Genomic DNA, 24087 nt, shown 5'->3' with positions numbered 1-24087 from the left:
ATATAGTCATTTCAAACAAGTTTGCAACATTCGCCTTTACCTGCAAACCCTGTCCTGGAAGGGGATACAGCCATGACCAGTGCCTCAAAGTGTTGCATTTTCTTGTGAAACGACTATATCTGGCTTTCAGACGGACTGGGACGCTAGGAATTTATCCATCATAAAGTGTTTTGGCGAACAAAGAGCTAGAAAAAAATCCGCCAAGCAGGGGCGAAAGAAACTCGGCACAGTTATAGCTAAGCATACAAAGGTTGACATGCTATGGGTCGCTGGGCGTAACCCCACAATGGCGTAGCCGTGAATCTTAAGGCGACAATCTTAACCTACCTAGCTGTAACTTTCTGAGCAACAAAAGCGCAAAGCCATGCCCATCCTAATCGCCGCACTGGTGAATGCTATAGGGCAGAACCCGGCGAATTTCCGGCAGCGTCGTCAGGCCTTGGCTAATTTTCCGAATGCCATCTTTGCGAAAGGAATCGAAGTCAATTTCCGCAAGATACCGCCGCAATTCGCCAACCGTTCCCCGATAGACCAACTGGCGCACCTGGTCATCGGCATCGAGCAGTTCCACCACCGCCACCCGCCCCAAATACCCGGTTCCCAAACATTGGTCACAGCCTTTGCCGATCCGCCAATGCTGCGCCCAGGGATGGTCTGGGGTGAGTCCCAGCCAGGCCAACTCCTGCACAGTCGGGGTGTAGGGAACCGCACAGTGGGGGCAAACGCGCCGTACCAACCGTTGCCCGACCACCCCCAGCAACGCATCGCTGATTAAACCGGGGTCAGGCCCCAAATCCCGCAAGCGGGGAATCGCCGTCGCCGCATCAATGGTGTGCATGGTCGTCAGCACCAAATGCCCGGTCAGGGCCGCGCGCACGACGGTTTCCGCCGTTTCCCCATCCCGGATTTCCCCTACCATGATGATGTCCGGGTCCTGGCGTAAAATCGAGCGCAGACCGGCAGCAAAGGTCATGCCCGCCCGCACGTTCACCTGGGTTTGGGTGATATGGGGCAAAACATACTCCACCGGGTCTTCTACCGTGGTCACATTCACTTCGGGGGTGGCAATGAGTTGCAAACTGGTGTACAACGTACTGGTTTTGCCAGAGCCGGTTGGGCCGGTGAGAATGATTAATCCCTGGGGTTGCCGGAGCCAGCGGGTGTAGGTGGCAAGGGTGGTGCCGCTAAAGCCCAAATCCTCCAAACACGTAAAGGGGTTTTCCTGGGGCAAAAGCCGAATCACCACCTTTTCCCCGCCGACACAAGGCAGGGTACTCACCCGCAAATCCAAATGTTGTGTGCCGCCGACGTCGTTGAGGTATTTCCGGCTAATCCGGCCATCGTGGGGACGGCGACTGTCGGCAATGTCCATCTCGGCCATGACCTTGGTGGCAATGACCGTAGGACGGCTCAAGGCCGGGGGCAGGGTGGTAATGGGCCGCATAATGCCATCAATGCGAAACCGCACCCGCAGGCCATCGCTGCTCGGTTCCAGGTGAATGTCGCTGGCGCGGTGTTTGAGGGCCACGGCCAGCAGGGCATTGATGCGCTGGATGGACGTATCGGCCTTGCCCAAGTACAGGGCCGCATCCTCGCTGACATCGGCACGGTCGGGTTCGCCGGTCAAAGGGTTGAGCAGGGGCGCCAGACGGATTTGGTCAGGGGGCGCAGCATGGCGCTGGCGGTACCATTGCCGGTAGCTCTCCGGGCGAATGGGCACGGTTTCGATGGCGGTGCGGGTGCGATTGCTGATAAATTCCCGCTGCTCTGGGGTGAGCGGTTGGCAGACTCCCAGGTAATAACAATTGCGCCACAACAACAGGGGCAATACCTGGGGCAGGTGGGGGCTGGGGGTGACTTTGCGGAAAAACTGGCGGCTCACCTCCGGGTTGAGCAGGGACAAATTCACCGTCCCATCCGGCTGCACCAACAATTCCAAGGCGGCAGTGGGCGTCAAATCACCGCTTTTGAGACGTTGCCAAATCAAGGTAGCGCCACTGAGAGAGTCTGCCGCCGCTGCCATACCCAAGGTGGGTGACGCTACCTTCAGTGTAGTGCCCCGGCATCCCACCTGCTATGATGATGCCATGAGGACCAAACCCTTTTGCCCATGACTTGGAAACCCACGCTTGCCTTCGGCCTGCTGGTATTTCTCCCCATCTCTTGGGCGGCGGCGTGGTGGCACTGGGATGAATTGGTCATTGGTATTACAGCAGGTTTGGCGATTGTGCCCTTGGCCATTTGGCTGAGTACGGCGACGGAAGAAATCGCCCTGGTGAGCGGGCCGGGCGTCGGCGGGTTGCTGAATGCGGTCTTTGGCAATGCCACCGAGTTAATTATTGCCATCGTGGCGCTGCGGGCGGGGTTGGTCGAGGTGGTCAAAGCCAGCATCACCGGAACGGTGGTGGCCAATTTGTTGCTGGTGTTGGGGCTGGCGATGCTCTTGGGGGGGCTCAAACACAAGGAACAAAAGTTTCCGGCGATTTTTCCCCAGGTGAATGCGCCGGCGATGACCTTGGCCGTTACCGCCATTTTTCTACCCACCCTGCTGGCCCACACCACCGAAGGGGCGGGCATGGCCCCCCATGCCATCCAAAACCTATCGGCAATGGTGGCGGTGGTGTTGATGCTGGTCTATGGGTTAACCTTGGTTTTTTCCTTGAAGACCCACAGTTATCTCTACGAGGTGGGGGTGGTGGAATTGGGGGAAACCCATGGCCGACCTAATCTTTGGCTGTGGGTGTTGATTTTGGCCCTGGCAACCGTGGGCGTGGCGGTGGAATCAGAAATTTTTGTGGGGGTGATCGAAGCGGCGACCCGTAAAATTGGCTTGACGCCACTGTTTACGGGGGTGATTGTGTTGCCCTTGTTAGGCGGTGCCGCAGAATATGTAACGGCGGTGAATGTGGCCCTCAAAAACAATATGGATTTGTCCGTCTCGGTGGCGATGGGTTCGAGTGCTTTGGTGGCCTTATTTGTGGCGCCCGTCCTGGTGCTGGTCGGGGCCTGGTTGGGACAACCGATGGACTTGAATTTCAATCTCTTTGAGGTCGTGGCCGTGGCCCTCGCCGTCACCGTTGCCAACCTGATCAGTTTGGACGGACGTTCCAATTGGTTAGAAGGCAGTTTGCTGCTTTCTGCTTATGTTGTGATTGCGGCGGCGTTTTACTACCATCCGGCCTGAGGACTTGCCCTGCCGTCAATAGGCGTACTTCAGGGCCAACAGCACCAACGCCGCAACTGCCCCCAGGATCAGGGCCGCCCCCGTGACGACCACTAAGGGATGGTCGGCTTCATCAAAGCGCATCGCACCCCGGTTCATGTCGTTCATACGCACCTCGCTGGCAACCTTTTTGCCCCCTAAGTTCTAACCTATCGAAAAACCTGCCGCGTCTGGGGCCTTAAAGGAATTTTTTTAAGAATCGGCGGAGGCGTTGGCGAACCCGCCTGACCCCCAGACGCCACCCGGTCAACGGCGGGATATCTGCTGGGTGTTGGGCGCGGTAATCGAAAAATTCATCCCAAGCCTGCCAAATAGTCAGCAATTTTTTTTGCACCTGGGGCGCGCGATATTCCCAGAGCAATTCCTGGGCCACGGGCGGGTTGGGGGTCGCCAAGGCCCGGAGAATTTTGGCGATGTCATAGCCCGAGTGATAACAGCCAATTTGTTCGCAATTAAACCCTGGGTCCAGATAGTCGGCCAAGCCCCCATTGACACTGGAGAAAACCCGACACCCGCAGGCGAGGGCCTCCAAAGGTTGCAGCCCAAACCCTTCGCTCACCCCCTGCACCGCCCAATACTCGGCGGAATCGTAGAGATAAATGCGGGCGCGGTTAAACAAATCCGCCAGGCTGGGAACAAAAGAATCCACCACTTCCACCCGGCAGTGTCGGCGTAATTGGGGGGCCAGACGTTCGAGCAAATAGCTCGAAGATTTGCGCGCTATGATGAGCACGTCAATATCGCGGGTTTTGCCCTGGTCATAGAATTCGTCGCTCAATACGTTGGGCAGGTAATGCAAGGGGGCATAGGGCGCCTGTTGGCCCCAGTAGCCCAAACTCTGGCGACTCACCGTGACCACGGGCACCCCCACCGGCAGCCGGAACCGATACCCCGTACTGTGGGCGTGATAGACCACCGGGTAATGGCGCAGTCGGGCCAGCAACTGCGGCACATGAAACCCCCAACTTACCACAAAAATCCCGCTAAATGCCGGTTGCGCCAACACATCGGCGAGGAATAAATGGTCGGGTTCCCGCTGCTGATAGGTCACCAGGGTCGCCGTGCCCAAGGTCTGTGCCAATTGCAGGAGTTTCAATTCTGCCCACAGACCGCCGCAGTGGTAGCGTTGGGTCGTACCCGGCAGGAGAAAATACAAGGGTCGCATTGGTGTTGTGCCCTCGGTTCGGCTAAAGACAGGCCAGGTTTTCCCCATGGCGCCGCCTATCGCGCATCATAGAAAAAGAACGCGTTGGCTGCATCTTGCCCATGTCTCCCCGCACCCTGAACCTGACGCCCGCATTGTACACCTATCTGCTTGACCACTCCCTACGGGAACCGCCAATTTTGCAGGCATTGCGGCAGGAAACCCAGGCCCTCCCCGGCGCCCAGATGCAGATTGCCCCGGAACAGGGCCAATTCATGGCCTGGTTGGTGCAGGCGATGGGGGTGCGGCGGGCGTTGGAACTGGGGGTGTTTACCGGCTACAGCAGTTTGGCGGTGGCGCTGGCGTTGCCCCCCGATGGCCGGTTGGTCGCTTGCGATATTGACCCGGAGACCACCCAAATTGCCCGTCGTTATTGGGAACAGGCGGGGGTAGCGTCCAAAATTGACCTGCGTTTGGCCCCGGCGCAAACGACTTTGGCAACGCTGCTGGCCCAAGGCGAAGCGAATACCTATGACTTCGCGTTTATTGACGCCGACAAGGAACACTATCTCACCTACTACGAGCAGTGTCTGCAGTTGGTGCGCCCCGGTGGTTTAATAATGATCGATAACGTGTTATGGGGCGGCGCCGTGGCGGACCCATCTGTTCAAGATGCGGCGACCCAGGCCATCCGGCAGTTGAATCACAAGCTGCATCAGGATGAACGTATTGCCTTAACGATGCTGCCCCTGGGAGATGGGGTAACCTTGGCGTGGAAACGTTCTTGACAGTGGCTGCGGATTGTAGGGAGTACCGCCCGTGAAAGTGATGGTGGTGGGGGGGGGCGGTCGGGAACATGCCCTGGCGTGGAAATTGGCGCAGTCACCGCGGGTGACGAAAATCTTTTGTGTGCCGGGGAATGGGGGCACGGCAACCCTGGATAAGGCGGTCAATATGCCCATGTTGCCGGTGGATACGAGCGGCATTATCCGGTTTGCCCTGGTGCAGGGCGTGGGGTTGGTGGTGATTGGCCCAGAAACCCCTCTGGCGCTGGGGATGGCCGATGAAATGCGGGCGCAGGGCTTGCGGGTACTGGGGCCAGGGCAGGCGGGTGCCCAGTTGGAAGCGAGTAAGGTGTGGGCCAAGGAATTCATGCAGGCGGAGGGGATTCCCACCGCCCATGCCCAGGTCTTTCAGGAGTTAGAGGCGGCGCGGGCCTACATCGAACAGCATCCCCTGCCGGTGGTGGTGAAGGTGGACGGGTTGGCCGGTGGCAAGGGGGTCACCGTGGCGCAAACCCACGCAGAAGCGATTCAGGCGGTGCAGGCGGCTTTGGCCGGGAAGTTTGGCCAGGCGGGGCAGCAGGTACTGGTGGAGGAGTTTTTGCCCGGCGAGGAGGTGTCGCTGCTGGCGCTCACCGATGGCGAAACCCTGTATCCGCTGTTGCCTGCCCAGGATTACAAACGGCTCGGGGTGGGCGATACGGGGGTGAATACGGGCGGCATGGGGGCCTGTGCGCCGGTGCCCTGGATGACCAAGGAGTTGGTGGCGCGGGTGGAGCGGGAAATTTTCACCCCCTTGCTGGCGGGGTTGAAGCGGCGCGGGATTGATTATCGGGGTGTGATTTACGCGGGCTTGATGGTCACCCCGGCTGGGGACCCCTTTGTGGTGGAATTCAACTGTCGCTTTGGGGACCCGGAAACCCAGGTCATTTTGCCCCTGTTGGAGTCCTGCCTGCTGGAGTTGAGTTTGGCTTGCGCCGAGGGGCGGTTGCGGGAGGTGCCGCCGCCAGTGTGGAAACCGGGATGGGCAGCCACGGTGGTCATAGCTGCTGGCGGGTATCCCCAGGAATGGGCCAAGGGGTATCCCGTGCGGGGGCTGGATTTGGCCGAGGCCACGGGCGCTTTGGTGTTTCATGCGGGAACCCGCCGGGAGCGCAACCAGACCTTTACCGACGGGGGACGGGTGTTGAACGTCACCGGTTGCGGGGACACCCTGGAAGAGGCCCTGGAACGCAGCTATGCCGGGGTAAAACAAATCAGTTTTACCGATTGCTACTACCGGGAGGACATTGGCTGGCGGCTGCGGGGACGTTAGGTGCTTGGGTCTGGTTCAAGAATGCGCGAACTGAACTCTTTAAGAATGGGGTAATTTAAGAATTAAATGATGTCATCTCGTTAGTCATTTATCGTCGCTTCACAAGAAAATGCCACACGTTGAGGCACCGGTCATCACTGTATCCCCCTCTCGGACAGGGTTTGAGGGTAAAGCCGAAGGTCGCAAACTTATTGGAAATGACGATACTGAGTGGCAGCCTTAACCTTGATTTGTTTATGACCGTGATCCCCGGTGGCAAAAGGCAATGGTTCAGGTGGTTGGGGTGGCTGTTGTGCCTGGGTTTTGTGAGTGTCCATCTGACGGGTTGTACGCTCAAAAATGCCACCGCGCAAGTCCCCCAATTGATCTTGGCGACTCCCTCTGGCCCGGCAACGTTTAACTACCCCCTCAACACCTCCTTTTACAGTGTTTTTGGTTTTATTTATGAAGGGCTTTTACAAACCAATGGAGTCACTTTAGCGTTAGAACCCGCCCTAGCTGAATCCTGGCAGGTCAGTCCCGATCAAAAAGAAATTATTTTCACCTTGCGGGAGAACTTGCGCTGGTCAGACGGCCAACCCCTCACCAGTGAAGATGTGGTTTTTTCTTACCAGGAGGTTTATCTCAATCCCAAAATTCCTTCGGGAATTCAAGACATTTTGCGGATAGGGCAAAAGCGTCAGTTTCCCACCGTCCAAGCGCTGGATGCCCGACGGGTGGTCTTTCGGATTCCCGAACCCTTTGCCCCGTTTTTGCGGTTTGTCGGCGGGATTCCCATTCTCCCGGCCCATGTTTTGCGCCCCAGCATTCACACGCTCGATGCCCAGGGTAATCCCCGGTTTTTATCCATGTGGGGAACGGATACGCCTGTGCAGCAAATTGTCGGCAACGGCCCCTACGTGATGGAACGTTATACCCCCAGCCAAAGGGTCGTTTTCCGGCGCAATCCCTACTACTGGCAAAAGGATAAGCAGGGGAATCCCTTGCCCCGGATCGAACGGATTATCTGGCAAATTATTGAATCAACCGACACCCAACTTTTGCGGTTTCTCTCCCAGGAATTGGATGCTATTTCGGTGCCCCCAGAGGCATTTCAACTGTTGAAAAAAGAATCCAAAAAACGCAATTTCACTGTCTATAATGCCGGGCCGGAGACCCTGAGTACGTTTATTGCGTTTAATCTCAACCGTGCCCAAAATCAGCAAGGCGTTCCCCTGGTGGACCCCATCAAATCCCGTTGGTTTCACAACCGGCTCTTTCGCCAAGCGGTGGCCTATGGCATTAACCGGGAGCGGATGCGGGATACGATTTTCCGGGGCTTGGGGGTGTTGCAAAATTCTCCCATCCACCCGAATAGTCCCTACTACAATCCCCGGGTAAAAGTGTATGAATATAACCCGGAACGGGCCAAAGAATTATTGCGACAAGCAGGTTTTACCTGGAATACCCAAGGGCAATTGGTAGATGACCAGGGCCATCCGGTGAGATTTACGTTGCTTACCAACATCGAACGGCGGATTCGCCCGGCAATGGCCGCCCAAATTAAACAGGATTTGGCGCAGTTGGGGATGCAGGTGGATGTACAAACCATGAGTTTTAATCCCTACGTCGAACGCCTCAATCGCACGCGGGATTGGGAATGTTATTTGGGGGGCTTTGGCGGCGGTGGTATCGACCCGCACAGTGGCTTTAATATCTGGTACAGTCGGGGTAATTTACACACGTTTAATCAAGGCCCGCAGCCGGGACAACCCCCGTTGAAAAATTGGTCGGTACAGCCTTGGGAATTGCAAATTGATGACCTGTTGATCCGAGGTTCCCAAGAGATGGATGAGGCCAAACGCAAACAAATTTACTGGCAATTTCAGGCGTTGACCCAGGAAGAATTGCCGTTTATTTATTTGGTGAATAATTTGGCGTTGGAGGCGGTACGCAATCGGGTCAAGGGGATTGCTTTTTCGGCATTGAGTGGCCCCTTTTGGAATTTGCCACAGTTGGAACTGGTGGACTAGGCCAACCTGCCCCCTGCTGGTTTACAGTAGAGAAAGAATGCCCCATCAGCCCCCCTGCCCCCATGGAACTGGAACAACAAGTGCAGAAATTGATTGACGAAGCGCCCCCAGGGGACAACACGGCGCAGTTGGTGCAGGTGATTGGGCCGCTGCTTATTGACCTGGCCCGCAATTTCCGCCACAAGCAGTACTACATTGTCCAGACGTTGGACAAACGTTGGCAGACGAGCATTTGGACCAACCCGGACGGTTCAGAACGGACGTTGCTGTATGCGTACTGCACTTTGCAAGACGCAACGGCCAGCATTCCTTTGCCCAAGGACCCCTGGTTGATGGCCTTGCCGGTGCCGGTGGTGCAGATTATTTTTCAACTGTTGGCGATGGAGCCGGTAGAGGGGGTGGTGTTTTGGGAGGAGCCGGGGCTGAAAGCGGGGGCGGCCCTGGAGCGTCAGGACCTACAGCGATTGGTGCAAAACCACCTGTTGCAGCTGGCAGGGCCACCGGCGGATTTGGCCTAGGCGGCTTCGGTGCGGGCTACGGCCTCGCGAATAACCGGTAGGAGTTGGGTCAGGGCTTCGGGCCAACCCACCAAAATCCGCTGTTGGTGGCAGAGGGTGGTGTTGTCCACCGCATCGGGGTCAAACCGAATGGGCTGGCCGTCGAGGTCGCAACAGGTCAAACCCGCCGCCCGCGCCAGGGCAATTGGCCCTACCGTGTCCCAAATCTTCACCCGCTGATTGAAATACACATACACCAGCGCCCGCCCGCGGATCACCTCGACCACCTTGAGGCCAAAACTTCCCAGACTTTGGAAATCCACCCCCGGAATCAACTGCGCCAAAGCCGCACCATAGCGACGGCGGTCCTTGTCCCCAATCACCAGCGGACAATACCAAGGGGAAGGCGGTTCCGGAACCTTACAGGGGAGCGGCGTAATGGAATCATCAGGTAATTGTTGGTACAAGCCATGCCCAATTCCCCCCCAGTACATCCGTTCCAAAACCGGGGCATACACCCAGCCCGCCTGGGGTTGGTAGTCTTCCAGGCAACCGACCATGAGGGCGTAGTAGGGGCGCTGATGGACAAAATCATCGGTGCCGTCAATCGGGTCAATGCACCACAGCCGTTGGGGAAAGCGGGTATAGGCGCGGCGGGAATCCGGGTTTTCTTCGGTAATCAGCCCGTCTTGGGGGAACCACTGGCGAAACTGCTGGCTCAATTCCTGATCCAACAGCCGGTCCACCGTGGTCACGTAGTCGGCTGGGCCTTTTTCCATCACCTCAAACCCACTGGCGCCCATCTGTCGCGCCTTGGCTCCACAGCGCCGGAGTAAATCGCGAATGGCTTGGTCCCACTGCCAGTCCATAGCCCCACCTCACCTGCGCCCATTGTAACGCCTCTGTTACATTTTGCCGGTGGCATGGGCTAAGCTGGAAGCAAAATCAGGGAGCTGTGCCGGATGGGTGAGTTCATCTTATGCACCGATTTTGATGGCCCGGTGGTGGATGTCTCGGAACGGTATTACCGGGTGTACCGCGTTTGTCTGGAAAAAGTGCAGCAGGAATATCCCGGCCTTACCCCAACGGTGCTTAGTAAAAGCGAATTTTGGGCACTGAAGCGGGCCAAGGTGTCGGAAACGGAAATTGGCCGTCGTTCCGGGTTAGACCCGGCCCAGGCCCAGGTATTTTCCCAGTACCGCCACGAAACCGTACACACGTTTCCCTATTTCCAGTGGGATGCCTTATGGCCGGGCGCGCGGGCGGTGCTGGCCGAACTCCAGCGCCAGGGGATACCCGTGTACGTGATTACCATGCGTCGCCGGCGGGAACTCACCTTTGCCCTGGCGCAATTTGGCCTGGAATCCCTGTTGCCGCCGACCCACTGCTATTGCATTAGCGATGATTTTGTCAAGACCCAGGACCACCTGGACAAACCGCTGGTGTTGGCGCGGGCGTTGGCGCAGATGGCTCCGACGCAGCCGGTGTGGATGGTGGGGGATACGGAAGCCGACATCATTGCCGCCCAAACCCATGGGATACCGGTGGTGGCGGTCCTGAGCGGCATTCGCGACCGGGAGACCCTGGCAAGGTACCAGCCGGATTTCATCGCACCGGATTTGGCCGCGGCGGTGGACCTGATTCGCCAGCAGACTAATGCCAGTAGCCCAACCCCCAGCCGATGAGGATGAGGATGCCCAAAACAATCCGGTAGATGATAAAAATGCGGGTACTGTGGCCCTGGAGATATTTAAGTAAAAAATCAATGGCCAAGTAGGAAAACACCAAGGCCGACAGGGTACCCCAAAACACACTGACCAGGCTATCTGGGGTCAGTTGAATTTCCGTGATCAATTCCACAATCCCGGCCAAAAATAAAGCGGGAATGCCCAGCAAAAAAGAGAACCGCGCCGCCGCCGGTCGTTCCAAGCCCAACAACAGGCCACCGGTTAAGGTTGCCCCGGAGCGGGATACCCCCGGAATCAAAGCCAGTGCCTGGGCGCACCCCACCCAAAAGCCATCCCAAATGCGGATGTCGGCCATGCCCCGGCGCCGACTGCCTACCCGTTCGGCCCACGCCAGCAGCAGCCCCAAGCCAATCAACGCCGCTGCGATGACCGGCAGACCCCGCGGTGGCGACCCCACCGTCGCCTTGACCAACCACCCCGCCAGGACCAAAGGCAGCGTGCCAACCAGAATACCCATGAGCAACCGGGCTGCGGGCGACTGCCACTGGCGTTTGCGGACCGCCTGGACAAACCCCTGCCCCACCTGGCGCATATCCTGGCGGAAATACCACAGCAGCGCCGCCAAACTACCCAGTTGGATCACCGCACTAAAGGACACCCCAAAGTCCGGCCACCCCAAAAACGCCGGAATAAGCCGCAGGTGGGCAATGCTGCTGATGGGTAAAAATTCGGTGGCCCCCTGGATCAACCCCAGAAGAATCGCCTGCCACCAAGAAGGGATCGCCACCGCCGCCAACCCCCAACCATAACTCCCGGCAAGGAGGAACTGTTCCGGCACGAGGTGCTCCCAAAGTTGCAATTTTGTACCATACCCGGAAAAGCCCACCAGCGCAATCCTTACCAGAACCGCCCGCAGTTGGCCCTGCCAAGAATGTTTTCGTCTCCCAGGCCGAAATTGCTTCACAAAAGTCAGGCGTGGTTTATCATGGGTTTGATGCTGAGTTTTCTGAATTCATTCCTGATACCGTGTGACTTCTGCCGCAGCCTATCTGTTGATCACTACACCGACAGGCGAGCAATACATTCCCCTGGTGGGCGGGAGTAGCTGGAGTATCGGGCGTTCGGATCGCAATGGCATTGTCCTGGCGGATCGCTGGGTTTCCCGCAACCATGCCATGATTCAGCGTTTGGATACAGGGGAGTATTACTTTATTGATTTCGGCAGCCGCAATGGTTCGTTTTTGCAGGGGCGGCGGGTGAGTATTCCGGTGCCGTTGCGGGATGGGGATCAATTGGTCATGGGGGAAACCAAGATGGTGTTCCACCTGCGTCCGTCCCTAGAGCCGCAGACGGTGCCGCCTGTGCCGCCGAAGGTAAACGAGAACGCTACGGATGTGCTGCAGGTGCGCTGTTTGATTTCGGTGCTGGTGGTGGACATCCGCGAATTTAGTCTTTTGGCGCGCCAACTGGAAGAAGCGCTGTTGTCCCAGGCGATTGGTTCTTGGTTTCGGCAGGTGGGGGAAATCATTCAGCGGTTTGGCTCGCGGGTGGACAAGTACATTGGGGATGCGGTGATGGCGGTCTGGATTCACAACACCCAAGGCCCCTCCCAGAACGATATGTTGCGCCTGTTACGCACGGTCTGGGCGATTGACAAAACGACGGCCAATTTGCATTACCAGCATCCGTTGCCGGGGCCGTTGCGAGTGGGGGTGGGGTTGAATACGGGCTATGCGATTGTGGGGAATACAGGGAGTGGCGAACGTCCCGAATATACGGCTTTGGGGGATACGGTGAATGCGGCATTTCGTCTGGAGTCGGCTACCCGTTCCTTGGGGTTGGATGTGGCGCTGGGGCAAAGCACGTTCAGTTACATCCAAAAGATGGACCAGGCGCAGGAATTTTTTCGCCCGTACACCACGACGCTCAAGGGCTACGACGAGCCGGTGACCCTGTGGGGGACGTCGTTTAACCATCTGCGGCTGTTTTTGCAGTTGCACAATCCGGAGGGGGGCACCCACAGTGGCACGTTTCGTTTTCCGGCGGGGACTGGGGACTGACGGTGGTGCGGTTGGCGGTGGTGGGGGATGTGCATGAGCAGTGGCAGCCAGAGGATGCCCTTGCCCTAGGCCATCTGGGGGTGGATGGGGTGCTGTTTGTGGGGGATTTTGGCAACGAATCCCTAGAAGTGGTGCGTCAGGTGGCGGCGTTGCCTTGGCCGAAGGCGGTGGTGTTGGGGAATCACGACGCCTGGTACACGGCCACGGATTGGGGACGGCGGCAATGCCCCTATGACCGCAGTCAGGAAGACCGGTTTGCGGCTCAGTTGGCGGTGTTGGCGGAGGCGCACGTGGGCTATGGGCACCGGGTCTTTCCCGAGTGGCAACTGGCGGTGGTGGGTGGGCGACCCTGTAGTTGGGGCGGCGGTACGTGGCAGCAGGGGGACTTTTACCAGCACTATTTTGGGGTTGGGGGCTGGGCTGATTCCTACACCCGCATTATGGCTGCGATCCGGCAGACGGGCGTCCCGCGGGTGATTCTGCTCAACCACAACGGCCCGACCGGCTTGGGCACAACTCCCGATGCACCCTGTGGCCGGGATTGGCCGCCGGTGGGGGGGGATTACGGGGACCCGGATTTGGCAGCGGCGCTGCAAACGGCCCGCCAGGAGGGGTATGCGATTCCCCTGGTGGTGTTTGGGCATATGCACCACAAGCTGCGGGGGAATTTGGGTTACCGGCGTATGTGGCACCAGGACGCCCAGGGTACGGTTTATTTCAATGCGGCGGTCGTCCCCCGGATTCGCAGAGTCGGCACCGAGACCTGGCACCACTTTGGGCTGGTGGAACTGGCTGCCACCCATGTCACCCGGATCGGCTATGTCTGGGTGCAACCCCTACAGGGGCAGGTGGTCACCCAATGGCTGGCCACGCTAGGGACACCCCAAACTCTCCCGTGTTGAGACCCCGGTGACCGGATTTACGCCTTGGGCGTGCGCACACAAGAGCATTTGCGCGTCCCGTCGCAGCACCACATCCGTAAAATCGGCGCCCGTGACATCGGCCCCCTTGAAATTGGTCAGGTAGGCGTAGGCTCCCCGCAAAATTGCGTTTTTCAAATTGGTGCGCGTCATTAGGGCCATATCCAGGGTGGCTCCGGCCAGGTTGGCTCCCTCGAAATCCGCCTGGTCCAAATTCGCACCAAAAAAGCTCACCCCCCGCAAATCGGCCCCCTGGAAGTTTGCCTGGCGCAACACCGCCTTGACAAAACTGCTATCGGTTAAATCCTGCCCGGCAAAATTGGCTCCAATCAACGCCCGTTTGTTGTAATCTTCTGCCCCTGCCGGACTCAGCCAGCACCACCAGATGGCCAACCCAATCAGCAGACACCGTTGCCACCAAGCCATAACCTTCCTCAGCCCAGCCACGATGACGTCTCCGGGCGGCGAACCCAAACCCAACAATCTAGGAGCCCCCTGCACGTGGTATATTACCCCAAAAGCCTGGCAACAGCCACCGCAACCACCAGAGGGGAGAGGAGTCGCATGTCATGAACAGGGGAAGCCAATGGTTGGCAGTGAGCCTAGTGGTCATTGTTTCTGCGCTGGCGTTACCGGCGGTGGTGGTGGCGCAGGGCGTGGGTTTGGAACAAATCCAGGTACAGACCAAAAAGCGACTGGCGGTTTTGGATTTTGAGTTTGGCAGCACCGGGTTAACAGGTTTGGGACTGACCGGCACAGTAGGGCCGGCCAAGGGGGTCAGCGACCTTTTAACCAATCGGTTGGTGCAAAACGGCACCTTTATCATGGTGGAGCGCAGCCGGATCGACCAAATTTTGGCCGAGCAGAACCTGGGTGCTAGCGGGCGGATTGAACCGGCCACGGCAGCCCAAATTGGGCGTTTGTTGGGGGCCGATGCGGTGATTATTGGCACGATTACCCAATTCAACGTGGAGGAATCCCACTCCGGGGTCAACATTGGTTTTTTTGGCATTTCCACCAGCAGCCAAAGACAAAAAGCCGAGGTCAAACTGACAGCGCGGATTGTCAACACCAGCACCGGGGAAATTTTGGCCGTAGCGGAAGGAGCAGGCACGGCGGACAAAGAGACGGGCGGGGCGACGGTGTATGGCATCGGCGGCGGGAGTATGACCGATGCGCGGGACCGAATTTTGAGCGCTGCCACGGAGCAGGCGGTGGACCAACTGGTCAATGGCCTGGTGCAACAGGCTGCCGTCATTGCCGCCTTACCGCCTTTGCTCCCGGATGTGGTGGCGATTGTGGCGGATGTATCGGCAGGGCGTGTGGTTTTGAACAAAGGGGCGAAAGATGGCCTCAAACCGGGGATGGTGCTGTCGGTCGAGCGGGTCGTGCGGGAAATCAAGGACCCCCAAACCGGTAAGGTGTTGCGTAAAGAGACCCAGCCGGTGGGACGGGTGCAGTTGACGGAAGTGGATGCGGTATCGGCGGTGGGGCGGATTCTCAGCGGTCAAGGCCTGAAGGTGGGGGATGCGGCCAAACCCGTGGAGTAGGCAGACGACGGGGCGCTGTCCTTGGCCTGCAGCCACACGGTTTCAACGGAGTTTGGTGCGGGACAATTGGGCAAAACAACTGAACTCCCACTCCCTTTCTTTTCTGTCTTGGTTTATCGAGGCAAAAAGGTCTTTTATCTCCCCCAATTTACAGTAGGCTGCTGCATTGAGCACCCTCTTTTTTCCAGGGAATTTACTTTTTAGGCACTTCATAAACCCGATAGTACGCGCGCTATTTGCCCCTGTTTGACAGTGCAAAGTACCAAAATTGGTTATTTCTTGGGTGAGATGGGAGGTGCTATCCTGGCTACCCTTAATCCATCCCCAACCAAGCAGCCATGCGGTCAACCGCTTCTTGCAAACGTGCCGGGGGATGCACCAACGCAAAGCGCACATAGCCTTCTCCCCCGGCACCAAAACCAACACCGGGACAGGCCGCCACGCCCGTTTTCTGCACCAAATGCTGACAAAATTCCAGGGAATTGCCCGCCCAGGCCGCAGGGAGCGGTGCCCACACATACATCGTCGCCGGGGGCAACGGCACGGACCAGCCAATCCGGTGTAGGGCGGCCACAAACGCATCCCGCCGCGCCCGGAACGTGGCGACCATTTCCCGCACCCCGGTTTGATCCCCCAACAACGCCTGAACACCCGCCCGCAAAATCCCACTGTACTGGTTAAAATCCACTGCCGCTTTCACCCGCCGTAACGCCAAAATCAACTCCCGGTTGCCGATGGCATACCCTAGGCGAAAGCCCCCCATATTGTACGACTTGGACATACTGAAAAATTCCACACTGCGCTGCTTGTCCCGGTCGGCTTGCAACACCGAAGGCGGCAACGTTTCCCCAAACACCAAATCGGCATAGGGAAAATCATGACACAAGACCAAATCATACCGGCGACAAAACGCCACCGCCGCCTCCATCACCGCCATATCCGCAACCGCCGCCGTCGGGTTGTGGGGATAGGACAACACCAACAAGCGGGCGCGCGCCAACACCTGGTCGGGAATCGCCCCAAAATCCGGCAAAAACCCCTGTTCCGCCCGCAGACGCAAATAGTAGGGCTGACCCCCCGCCAGCACAATGCCCCCCGCATGGGAGGGATACCCTGGGTCGAGCACAATCCCGTAATCCCCCGGATTCAGCACCGCCAGGGGCAAATGTGCCGTCCCCTCCTGGGAACCAATTAGCGGCAACACCTCCGTTTCCGGGTCTACCGCCACCCCATACCGCCGTTCGTACCACAGCGCCGCTGCCCGCCGAAATTCCTGCGTGCCGTGAAACAACAAATACCCATGCGTCCGCCGGTCCTGCAACGCTTCGCCAATCACCGCCAAAATCTCCGGCCTGGTGGGCAAATCCGACGACCCCAAAGACAGGTCAATCACATCCATCCCTTGGGCTGCCGCCTGAGCCTTGGCCTGGTCCATATCGGCAAAGACATTCTGCGCCAGCGGAGCCAACCGGGTTGCCAACCGCACCATACGCCCTACCCCGCCAAATGCGCCTCTAACGCCTGCTGCAACTTCGCCTGGTTGAGGACCCCCTCATGGCGCCACAGCAGGGTTCCCCCCCGGAACAACAACAGGGTGGGAATGCCTTCAATCTTGTACTGCTTGACCGTTAGGGGATTTTCATCGGCGTGCATTTTCACCATCTTCAGCCGTCCTGCCCACTGGGGCGCCATCTGGGTCAAAATCTGGGTCATCAAGCGGCAAGGGCCACACCACTCAGCCCACACATACACCAGCACCGGTTCCGATGCCTGCATGACCTCTGCGGAAAACGCTTCATCCCGAATGGGCAGGGGCGCCACCGTCATAACCACCCGTCCAGCCAACCTCGTTACTGTTCATTGTCCCGGATTTGGTTCCCCCAGTGCAAATCCTAGCGCTTGAGCCAGCGCCAACAAAAATGTCGCAGCCGTTCCCGCCAAGTCGGCGGCGGCCAAGGGGTCGTCTGCCACTCCGCCAACAACTGCCGCCCCAGCGGAGTCAAGCGAAACCGATCCGTCAAGCCCTGCCCGTCCACCTCCCGGCGCAACACCCCCAAGGCCAACAACCAGGCCGTCTCCCGTTCCGCCTGCGCCAAGGACAACACCCGGCGCGTATAACCCTTAGCCACCGCCTGGGGGCCCACCAACTCCCCCACCGCCACACTCCGTGCCAACATCACCGCCAAAAACCCTTGGGTAAAGGGCGAACACCGCAACGCCAGCCGCCCCCGCCGATAGGCCAAGGATGTCGGTGCCGTCGCTAGGTCCCCCACGGCAAATGCTGGCGCAGCACATCCCAGCGCGAGCAATCCCAATAGTCAATTTGCTGTTTGATCTGCCCTTGGTCATTCAACGTCAACTCACTGCGCCCTGTGACCACCACCCGCGGTCGCCAGGGCAACGGCGCCGTCCAACTCATGGTCCAACGGGTATGAATCACCCGGCCCCGCTGCACCATCTCATGCAATTCCAAACGGATATTCTCAAACCAAGTCGCCAAAAAATGAATCATATCCCGGTATTTTTGACGTCCCCGCACCCGCATCATCGGGTCAGCAAAAACGATATCTTCCGCGTAAATTTCGTAGGTTTGGTTTTCGGGAAACCGGGCGTAGTCGGCCCGCAAGGTCGCCAAAATATCCATTTCTCTCTTCCCTCCCCCCCACCCCAGGACAAACGGGTGCAGTAACTGCTTCCATTTTACCCCTCAGACCGAGGAAGCACACGCTGGCAATCCTCTGTCCCCTTACCTGTTGAGAGCGTTGGGAACAGGGCGGTCTATGTCAAATTAAAAAAAATATCAACACTCGCCAAACAACCAGCCTATGCCCCTTTATTACTACTGGGGGGAAGACGATTACCAAATCAAGCGCGCCGCCCAAGCGCTAGTCCAACAGGTCGTTGCCCCCGACTGGATGAGCTTTAATTACCAAAAAGTGGCCGGGGACTCCCTGGAAGCGCTGCAAAATGCCTTAGCCGCAGCGCAAATGCTCCCTTTTGGCACAGGTGGACGGTTGACCTGGATTACCGATGCGCCCTTGGCAGGCAAATGCCCGGAAGCCCTGGTGCAGACCCTCAGCGCGGTGGTGCCCCAGCTCCCGGCTACTTCCCATCTGTTGTTTACCGGCACCGGCAAATTGGCCGCCAAGTCCCCGCTGGCGCAACTTTTTGCCCAGTACGGCACCGTGCAGGAATTCAACCCGATTCCCCCCTGGCAAACGGCGGCTTTGGCGGCAATGGTGCAGGCGGAGGCGCAAACGTTGGGGGTGGCCCTGGCTGCCGATGCGGTGGACTACCTGGTGGAAGCGGTGGGCAATGACCGCTGCCGCCTGATCCAGGAATTGCACAAGCTCGCCCTGTGGCGCCCCGGTGACCCCCGCCCCTTGACCGCCCAAGAGATTCAACCTTTGGTGCCCGCTACCACCCAAACCAGCTTGGCCTTGGCGCAGGCCATTCGGCAGGGACAGACGGAGCGGGCGTTACGGTTGCTCAACGACCTCCTGCAGATGGCAGAACCCCCCTTGCGGATTACGGCGACCCTGGTGAGCCAATTTCGTCTGTGGTTGTGGGTGAAATTGCTGCAGGTAGAACCGGGGGTGGAGGCGCAGCAGGTGCAGGCGATGACCCACCTGGGCAACCCGAAACGCATCTATTTTTTGGCCAAAGAAGTGCGGGCTGTCCCCTTGGCTGCTTTGACCGAAACCCTAGCGCTTTTGTTGGCGATGGAGGTGGGGATCAAACAGGGGGCACCGGCAGCGCTCACCTTGACCCGCCAGGTGATTGTTCTGTGTGGGCTGTACAGGTGAGCCGTTTTCTGAGCAGAATAGAAATAACCCCCAGGAGCGGGGGAACGCTGTAAAATTGATGAGCCAAAAATTCTTTTTCACCCCTCAAAGGAGGTTCATGCTATGGCAGGTAGTACCGGGGAGCGCCCCTTTGCAGACATCCTCACCAGCGTCCGCTATTGGGTGATCCACAGCATTACCATTCCGGCGCTGTTTATCGCCGGTTGGTTGTTTGTGAGTACCGGTTTGGCCTACGATGTGTTCGGCACGCCGCGCCCGGATACCTACTTTGGCCCGGCGCAGGAAAAGCCGCCGGTGGTGTCGGATCGGTACCAAGCCCGGCAACAGATTGATGCGTTTGAACAAAGTTTAGGAGTTACGCCATGACCACAAATCGCTCGAACGAACCGGTATCCTACCCCATTTTCACGGTGCGCTGGCTGGCGGTCCACACCCTGGCCATCCCCACGGTTTTCTTTTTGGGGGCGATTGCGGCCATGCAGTTTATCCGTCGTTAGGGAGGTCGGAAGCGTTATGCCGGAGAAAAACCCCAATACCCAGCCGGTTGAATTAAATCGCACATCCCTGTTTCTGGGACTGTTGTTGATTTTTGTGCTGGCAATTTTATTTTCCAGCTACTTTTTTAACTAAATTGCCCTTCGCCCAAGGACAGTCAGCAGGAGGTAACGAGCGTGATGTCGGGTCGGATTCCCCTCTGGTTGGTAGGTACGGTAGTCGGTATGGCGGTAGTGGCGCTGGTCGGCTTATTTTTCTGGGGTTCCTACGTGGGGGTCGGTTCCTCCCTCTAGGCTGCGCAGGGCCGCGACCAACTGGGTTATTTCCGCTGCGGTGGTGAGGTAGTGGATGGAAGCGCGGGTGCAATTGCCGGCAGCAATCGCCCGCACGAGAATCCCCTGCTGTTCAAGCTTTTGGGCGGTCTCCGGGGGCGATAGATGCCTGAGCCGAAAGCTGACCAAACCGCAGGCAGGTGGGTATGGGAGGAGGCGGGTCAGGTGGGGGATGGTGCCCAACTGGTGCCACAACTCCCTGGCGAGGTGGGTTAAGCGGGTGTAACGTTCCTGATCTGTTCCCCAGCTCTGATGGAGGGCAATACTGGCGCGCAGCCCAGCCCCTAATTCCCAGGCGGTGGTGGCGAGTTCGTGCCGTTGGCCGTCCGGTGTCCACTGGGGGATTTGTCCTTGAAACCCCTGGAGTCCCCGCCAGCCGCAGTGCGTCGGTTGCACCTGTTCTCGGTACTGCGGATGAATGTACAACACGCCCAAGCCCGCTGGGCCGCACAGCCATTTGTGACCCGTGGCCGCATAAAAATCTACCCCGGTGAGGTCGAGGGGCAGTACCCCCAAGGATTGGGCGCCATCGACCAGCAGGCGAATCTGCCGTTCTGCGCAAAACGCCCCAATGGCCGCCAAGGGGAACACTTGCCCCGTGTGCCAGAGGATGTGGCTAAGGACCAGCATTCGGGTGCGGGGTTGGCAGGCCCGCTCGATAATGCCCAAGATGGTATCGACATCGTCGGCGCAAAAACTCAAGGGGCAGGTGCTCCAGGTCAGGCCAAAGCGGCGTGCCAATTGGGCAACGGTGGCCACGACGCCTGGGTGTTCTCCATCGCTTAAAAGCAGATGGTCGCCAGCCTGCCAGGGCCAGCCCCACAGGACAATGGCGCAGCCTTGGGTGGTGGACTGGGTGAGGGTCAGGTCCTGGGCGGACACCCGGAGCATTTGTGCCAGGGCGGTGCGGGTCAAATCCTCTTCGGCCATGACCCAATCGAGCGCCCGACGGCTAAACGGCCCCCAGCTTTGGCTCTGTTCGTAGGCCTGGCAAATGGCAGTCAGCGCAGGAGTAGGCAGCGGTCCCTGGCCGCCGAAATTCAGATAAATTTTGTTGGCCAAAGCGGGGAAATGACGACGCTGGGCGGCAATGTCCATAGGGGGCTCGATGGATGCAGGGCATTACTGCCATCCTACTTACTGCGGAAGGTTTGCGGGTGGACAGAGAATTTAGAAGAGACAAAAATCTCGCCGTCAAGCCGGTGGGGTAGTTCATTGATTCTGGGCGGGCTAGGATGGACTAACGGCATGGAGGGATGGCAATGTTGCCCTGTTTGCGACCGGATTTGGCGACGTTGACGGTCTATCACCCCCAGGTGCGGGAACCGGGGACGGATTGGCTCGATGGCAATGAATTTCCCCTGGATTGGCCTGCGTCGCTGAAGGAAAAATTGGTCTGGCTGTATCGCCAGGATATTGCCAACAACCGCTACCCCGATGGGAGTCACGGGGATTTGAAGCAGGAATTATGTCATTACATCCAAGAGGGGTTAGGCCCAGTGCCGTCACCGCTAACGCCGGAATGGATAACGGTGGGCAACGGTTCCGATGAGTTGATTCGCTCGTTGTTGATTGCCACCTGTTTGGGGCAAAATGCGGGGATTTTGATTGCCGAACCCACCTTTTCCATGTACCAAATTCTGGCCCGTACCCTGGGCATTCCCGTGTGGACGGCGGCGCGGGACGAACAGTTTGCCGTTGACCTTGCCCAGGCAACGGCATTGCTCCACCGGGAACCGATCCGGGTGGTATTTGTGGTGCATCCCAATTCCCCCACCGGCAACGGTTTAACGCTTTCGGAACGGGCGTGGTTGCGTCAACTGCCCCCCCATATTCTGGTGGTCATTGACGAAGCCTATTTTGAATTCAGCCAGGACACGCTTTTGCCCGATTTGTTAACGCATCCCAATTGGGTCATCCTACGCACCTTTTCCAAGGGATTTCGCCTGGCCAATTTGCGGATTGGCTATGCCATTGCCCACCCGGAGGTGATTGCTGCCCTGGAAGCGGTACGTTTGCCCTACAATCTCACGGGATTTTCCCTGCTGGCGGCGCAAGTGGCCCTCACCCAGAGGCGGCACCTGCTCAGCGCCATCCCAGAAATTCTCACCGAGCGCGAGCGGTTGCGCCTGGAATTGCAGAAAATCCCCGGCATCCGGGTGTGGCCGAGTCAAGCCAATTTTTTGTACTGCCGCCCGACCACCTGCACCCCCGCATGGCTCCAGCAACGGTTGCAGGAACTCGGCAGTCTGGTGCGGCACACGGGCGGGGGACTGCGCCTAACCGTCGGCACACCCGCCGAAAACACCCGTTTATTACAACGTCTGCGGCAGACCTGCGGGAGTTAGACCCGCCGCCAAGCCCTGGCTGTAGGCCCGAAACCGCTGCAAATCCGCCAGCAACGTCCGTTCCACCTGGGGGCCGACCAACCCATCCACCCACTGGCTCACCCAAGCAGGCAGACTGTAGGCCACCGTCAGCTTGACCACACAGTGCGCCCCCCGGTCATAAAACCGCACCGCCCCCCGATTCGGCAAGCCCGTCACCGATTCCCACTGCATGATTTGGTAGGGAATTTGCTTGACAATGCGCGATTGCCAACTGAAATCCAAGCCCCGCGTCGCCAGATGCCAACGGGATAATTCCGGTTGATCCGGCACAATTTCCACCGAACGAATCCACTGCATCCAATGGGGAATGCGCTCTAGGTCCGACCACAATTCCCACGCCCGCCGCACGGGAATTTCCACGTCCACCTGCACCGTATGCTCTAGCCACTCTGCCATCTGCCTACCTCAAAAATGCCAACACCGCTTGCGCCGCCTGTTGCCCGGAAATCACCGCTCCTTCCATGCTGTCAATGTAGTCCTGTCGCGTGTAACTTCCCGCCAAGAAAAAGTTGGGAATGGGGGTCTTTTGCGGCGGACGAAATGGCTCCATCCCCGGCTTTTCTCGGTACAAAGATTGCGCCAATTTTACCACACTAAACCAAGTCATGTTCAGGGAGCGAGAAGAAGGAAATAACTCCTGAATTTGCGCCAGGACATGACGGGCAATCTCCTCATTACTCATAGGAATAAACGCATCCCCAGGCGTCAGCACCACCTGCATCAAAGACCCTTCCCCCTGCCGATAATAATCCGCCGGACTGGTCAATGCCAAATCTGCAAAACAGGAAAAATCCGCATCCGCACTGTAGAGCAAATTATCCAAACCCGCCGCTTTGGTTAAACATTTTTGCGCCTGGGGGTTTTGCAATTCCGTCACCCAACCATCAAACCGCAACTGTACCGTCACCACCGGCACTGTTTCCAACTTATAAATTCGGTCAAATTCCGGCCACTTGCGCCATTCCTGGGGCAGTAACCGCTGAATTCCCGGCACATCACAGGCCGCAATATAGGCATCCGCCGTCACCAATTCCGTAGTTTCCCCCTGCGCCACCACTAACCCCGTTACTTCAGTTCCCCTAGCGGTTTCTGTAAAAGCAATGTGCCGCACCCGCCGGGATGTAAAAATTTCTCCCCCCCTTGCCCGGATGTAGTTCACAATGGGCTGATGCAAATAGCGGTCTGGCGAACCCTTGAGCATATGCAAACGGGACGCTTCCGTGCGGGCAGCAAACATCATAAAAATCGTCAACATGCAGCGGGCAGAAATCTGTTCGGCATCAATAAATCCCAACGCCAAAGCAATCGGATTCCACAACCGTTCTAAACTGCGCTGCGACCCGCCGTGACTGCGAAACCAATCCGCAAAACTCAACCGGTCTAAATCCCGAATTCGCTGCATCGCCCACTCATAGTTCAGCAGCCCTGGCACCAGCGGACTTGTCCCCAACGCCAAAGCATTGCCTAACTTATCCCACCAGGTCAATTGTTCTGTGGTGAAAAATGCTTTTAGCCCATGAAACGGCGCCCCCAAAAAAAAGCGAAAATCCAAATGCCCCAACTGCCCCCCTCGATTCACAAACGTATGCACATGCTCCTTGGGCAATAAATGCGTAAATGCCCCCACTTTTCTCAGTAAAGCAAACAAATTGTAATAGTTATTAAAAAATACATGCAGCCCCATCTCAATATGATTGCCCTGCTCATCCTGCCAACTGCCCGCCTTGCCCCCGACAAACCGGCGTCCCTCGTACAGCGTCACCTGATGCCCTGCATCCACCAGGGCCACCGCCGCCGCCAAACCCGCCAAACCCGCCCCCACAATCGCTACCCGCATAGGCCAAAAACCTGGCTGAACATTTAACGTTGCTTA

Annotated in this window: 28 protein-coding genes; 15 read left to right on the top strand and 13 right to left on the bottom strand. The window is 58.0% G+C overall.

Annotated features, from left to right (window positions below):
- Positions 1 to 373 precede the first annotated feature (373 nt).
- Positions 374 to 2023, bottom strand: coding sequence for a GspE/PulE family protein (locus ACWISF_RS07615; RefSeq protein ID WP_448380981.1), 1650 nt, complete (start codon positions 2021 to 2023; stop codon positions 374 to 376).
- Between the two features lie 87 nt (positions 2024 to 2110).
- Here ACWISF_RS07615 and cax point away from each other — a divergent pair, with 87 nt between their 5' ends.
- Positions 2111 to 3184, top strand: a complete 1074-nt coding sequence (gene cax, locus ACWISF_RS07610; protein ID WP_448380980.1) for a calcium/proton exchanger — start codon at positions 2111 to 2113, stop codon at positions 3182 to 3184.
- 15 nt (positions 3185 to 3199) lie between these two features.
- Here cax and ACWISF_RS07605 read toward each other — a convergent pair whose 3' ends face one another.
- Positions 3200 to 3331 (bottom strand): hypothetical protein, encoded by a 132-nt coding sequence (locus ACWISF_RS07605; RefSeq protein WP_448380979.1) that lies wholly within the window; start codon positions 3329 to 3331, stop codon positions 3200 to 3202.
- A 70-nt stretch (positions 3332 to 3401) separates the two neighbouring features.
- Entirely contained in the window at positions 3402 to 4388 is a 987-nt protein-coding gene (locus tag ACWISF_RS07600) for a glycosyltransferase (RefSeq protein WP_448380978.1), read from the bottom strand.
- Positions 4389 to 4489: 101 nt separating this feature from the next.
- Here ACWISF_RS07600 and ACWISF_RS07595 point away from each other — a divergent pair, with 101 nt between their 5' ends.
- From ACWISF_RS07595 to ACWISF_RS07580, 4 genes are all read left to right on the top strand, one after another.
- The gene (locus ACWISF_RS07595) at positions 4490 to 5155 is read left to right on the top strand and encodes a class I SAM-dependent methyltransferase (protein ID WP_448380977.1); all 666 of its coding nucleotides are present in this window, start codon (positions 4490 to 4492) and stop codon (positions 5153 to 5155) included.
- A gap of 31 nt (positions 5156 to 5186) precedes the next feature.
- Positions 5187 to 6464 carry a phosphoribosylamine--glycine ligase gene (gene purD, locus ACWISF_RS07590; RefSeq protein ID WP_448380976.1) on the top strand — a complete coding sequence of 426 codons (1278 nt, stop codon included), beginning with the start codon at positions 5187 to 5189 and terminating at the stop codon, positions 6462 to 6464.
- A gap of 236 nt (positions 6465 to 6700) precedes the next feature.
- Positions 6701 to 8476, top strand: coding sequence for an ABC transporter substrate-binding protein (locus ACWISF_RS07585; protein WP_448380975.1), 1776 nt, complete (start codon positions 6701 to 6703; stop codon positions 8474 to 8476).
- 62 nt (positions 8477 to 8538) lie between these two features.
- The gene (locus ACWISF_RS07580) at positions 8539 to 8994 is read left to right on the top strand and encodes a hypothetical protein (RefSeq protein ID WP_448380974.1); all 456 of its coding nucleotides are present in this window, start codon (positions 8539 to 8541) and stop codon (positions 8992 to 8994) included.
- Here ACWISF_RS07580 and ACWISF_RS07575 read toward each other — a convergent pair.
- The gene (locus ACWISF_RS07575) at positions 8991 to 9842 is read right to left on the bottom strand and encodes a 3'(2'),5'-bisphosphate nucleotidase CysQ family protein (protein ID WP_448380973.1); all 852 of its coding nucleotides are present in this window, start codon (positions 9840 to 9842) and stop codon (positions 8991 to 8993) included. The two genes, ACWISF_RS07580 and ACWISF_RS07575, sit on opposite strands and share 4 nt — an antisense overlap.
- Positions 9843 to 9935: 93 nt before the next feature.
- Here ACWISF_RS07575 and ACWISF_RS07570 point away from each other — a divergent pair, with 93 nt between their 5' ends.
- Positions 9936 to 10658, top strand: coding sequence for an HAD family hydrolase (locus ACWISF_RS07570; RefSeq protein WP_448380972.1), 723 nt, complete (start codon positions 9936 to 9938; stop codon positions 10656 to 10658).
- Here ACWISF_RS07570 and ACWISF_RS07565 read toward each other — a convergent pair.
- Complete coding sequence (locus ACWISF_RS07565) at positions 10627 to 11499, bottom strand: undecaprenyl-diphosphate phosphatase (protein WP_448380971.1); 873 nt, start codon at positions 11497 to 11499, stop codon at positions 10627 to 10629. The genes ACWISF_RS07570 and ACWISF_RS07565 overlap by 32 nt on opposite strands.
- Positions 11500 to 11689: 190 nt before the next feature.
- Between ACWISF_RS07565 and ACWISF_RS07560 the strand changes: the two genes are divergently transcribed.
- Both ACWISF_RS07560 and ACWISF_RS07555 read left to right on the top strand, forming a co-directional pair.
- The gene (locus tag ACWISF_RS07560) at positions 11690 to 12721 is read left to right on the top strand and encodes an FHA domain-containing protein (protein WP_448380970.1); all 1032 of its coding nucleotides are present in this window, start codon (positions 11690 to 11692) and stop codon (positions 12719 to 12721) included.
- A 2-nt stretch (positions 12722 to 12723) separates the two neighbouring features.
- Positions 12724 to 13623, top strand: a complete 900-nt coding sequence (locus ACWISF_RS07555) for a TIGR04168 family protein (protein ID WP_448380969.1) — start codon at positions 12724 to 12726, stop codon at positions 13621 to 13623.
- On the opposite strand, the gene ACWISF_RS07550 is transcribed toward ACWISF_RS07555, so the two are convergent.
- The gene (locus ACWISF_RS07550; protein ID WP_448380968.1) at positions 13594 to 14067 is read right to left on the bottom strand and encodes a pentapeptide repeat-containing protein; all 474 of its coding nucleotides are present in this window, start codon (positions 14065 to 14067) and stop codon (positions 13594 to 13596) included. The two genes, ACWISF_RS07555 and ACWISF_RS07550, sit on opposite strands and share 30 nt — an antisense overlap.
- 143 nt (positions 14068 to 14210) lie before the next feature.
- Between ACWISF_RS07550 and ACWISF_RS07545 the strand changes: the two genes are divergently transcribed.
- A complete protein-coding gene (locus ACWISF_RS07545; RefSeq protein WP_448380967.1) occupies positions 14211 to 15191 on the top strand; it encodes a CsgG/HfaB family protein in 981 nt (326 codons plus the stop codon).
- 313 nt (positions 15192 to 15504) lie between these two features.
- On the opposite strand, the gene ACWISF_RS07540 is transcribed toward ACWISF_RS07545, so the two are convergent.
- The 4 genes from ACWISF_RS07540 to ACWISF_RS07525 form a co-directional block, all read right to left on the bottom strand.
- Positions 15505 to 16677, bottom strand: coding sequence for an LL-diaminopimelate aminotransferase (locus tag ACWISF_RS07540; RefSeq protein WP_448380984.1), 1173 nt, complete (start codon positions 16675 to 16677; stop codon positions 15505 to 15507).
- 8 nt (positions 16678 to 16685) lie between these two features.
- A complete protein-coding gene (locus tag ACWISF_RS07535; RefSeq protein WP_448380966.1) occupies positions 16686 to 17018 on the bottom strand; it encodes a thioredoxin family protein in 333 nt (110 codons plus the stop codon).
- A gap of 65 nt (positions 17019 to 17083) precedes the next feature.
- Entirely contained in the window at positions 17084 to 17464 is a 381-nt protein-coding gene (locus tag ACWISF_RS07530; RefSeq protein ID WP_448380965.1) for an Npun_F0494 family protein, read from the bottom strand.
- Positions 17452 to 17835, bottom strand: coding sequence for a DUF2358 domain-containing protein (locus ACWISF_RS07525; RefSeq protein WP_448380964.1), 384 nt, complete (start codon positions 17833 to 17835; stop codon positions 17452 to 17454). The genes ACWISF_RS07530 and ACWISF_RS07525 overlap by 13 nt, the downstream gene beginning before the upstream one ends.
- Positions 17836 to 18016: 181 nt before the next feature.
- Between ACWISF_RS07525 and holA the strand changes: the two genes are divergently transcribed.
- From holA to ACWISF_RS07500, 5 genes are all read left to right on the top strand, one after another.
- Entirely contained in the window at positions 18017 to 18997 is a 981-nt protein-coding gene (holA, locus tag ACWISF_RS07520; RefSeq protein ID WP_448380963.1) for a DNA polymerase III subunit delta, read from the top strand.
- A gap of 102 nt (positions 18998 to 19099) precedes the next feature.
- Positions 19100 to 19363: a cytochrome b559 subunit alpha gene (gene psbE, locus ACWISF_RS07515; RefSeq protein WP_448380962.1), complete on the top strand. Its 264-nt coding sequence runs from the start codon at positions 19100 to 19102 to the stop codon at positions 19361 to 19363.
- Complete coding sequence (psbF, locus tag ACWISF_RS07510; protein ID WP_448380961.1) at positions 19360 to 19494, top strand: cytochrome b559 subunit beta; 135 nt, start codon at positions 19360 to 19362, stop codon at positions 19492 to 19494. Before psbE ends, psbF begins: the two co-directional genes overlap by 4 nt.
- 16 nt (positions 19495 to 19510) lie before the next feature.
- Positions 19511 to 19627: a photosystem II reaction center protein L gene (locus ACWISF_RS07505; RefSeq protein WP_448380960.1), complete on the top strand. Its 117-nt coding sequence runs from the start codon at positions 19511 to 19513 to the stop codon at positions 19625 to 19627.
- A gap of 44 nt (positions 19628 to 19671) precedes the next feature.
- Positions 19672 to 19785, top strand: a complete 114-nt coding sequence (locus ACWISF_RS07500; protein ID WP_448380983.1) for a photosystem II reaction center protein J — start codon at positions 19672 to 19674, stop codon at positions 19783 to 19785.
- On the opposite strand, the gene ACWISF_RS07495 is transcribed toward ACWISF_RS07500, so the two are convergent.
- A complete protein-coding gene (locus ACWISF_RS07495; RefSeq protein ID WP_448380959.1) occupies positions 19741 to 20922 on the bottom strand; it encodes an aminotransferase class V-fold PLP-dependent enzyme in 1182 nt (393 codons plus the stop codon). The two genes, ACWISF_RS07500 and ACWISF_RS07495, sit on opposite strands and share 45 nt — an antisense overlap.
- Before the next feature lie 164 nt (positions 20923 to 21086).
- Between ACWISF_RS07495 and ACWISF_RS07490 the strand changes: the two genes are divergently transcribed.
- Entirely contained in the window at positions 21087 to 22172 is a 1086-nt protein-coding gene (locus ACWISF_RS07490; RefSeq protein WP_448380958.1) for a histidinol-phosphate transaminase, read from the top strand.
- Here the strand turns inward: ACWISF_RS07490 and ACWISF_RS07485 are convergent.
- Positions 22140 to 22610 (bottom strand): SRPBCC family protein, encoded by a 471-nt coding sequence (locus ACWISF_RS07485; RefSeq protein WP_448380957.1) that lies wholly within the window; start codon positions 22608 to 22610, stop codon positions 22140 to 22142. The genes ACWISF_RS07490 and ACWISF_RS07485 overlap by 33 nt on opposite strands.
- Before the next feature lie 4 nt (positions 22611 to 22614).
- Positions 22615 to 24051, bottom strand: coding sequence for a 9,9'-di-cis-zeta-carotene desaturase (zds, locus tag ACWISF_RS07480; protein WP_448380956.1), 1437 nt, complete (start codon positions 24049 to 24051; stop codon positions 22615 to 22617).
- Between the last annotated feature and the right edge of the window lie 36 nt (positions 24052 to 24087).

It is taken from the genome of Gloeomargarita sp. (assembly GCF_053491055.1).
This window is presented reverse-complemented; position numbering and strand designations above follow the sequence as displayed.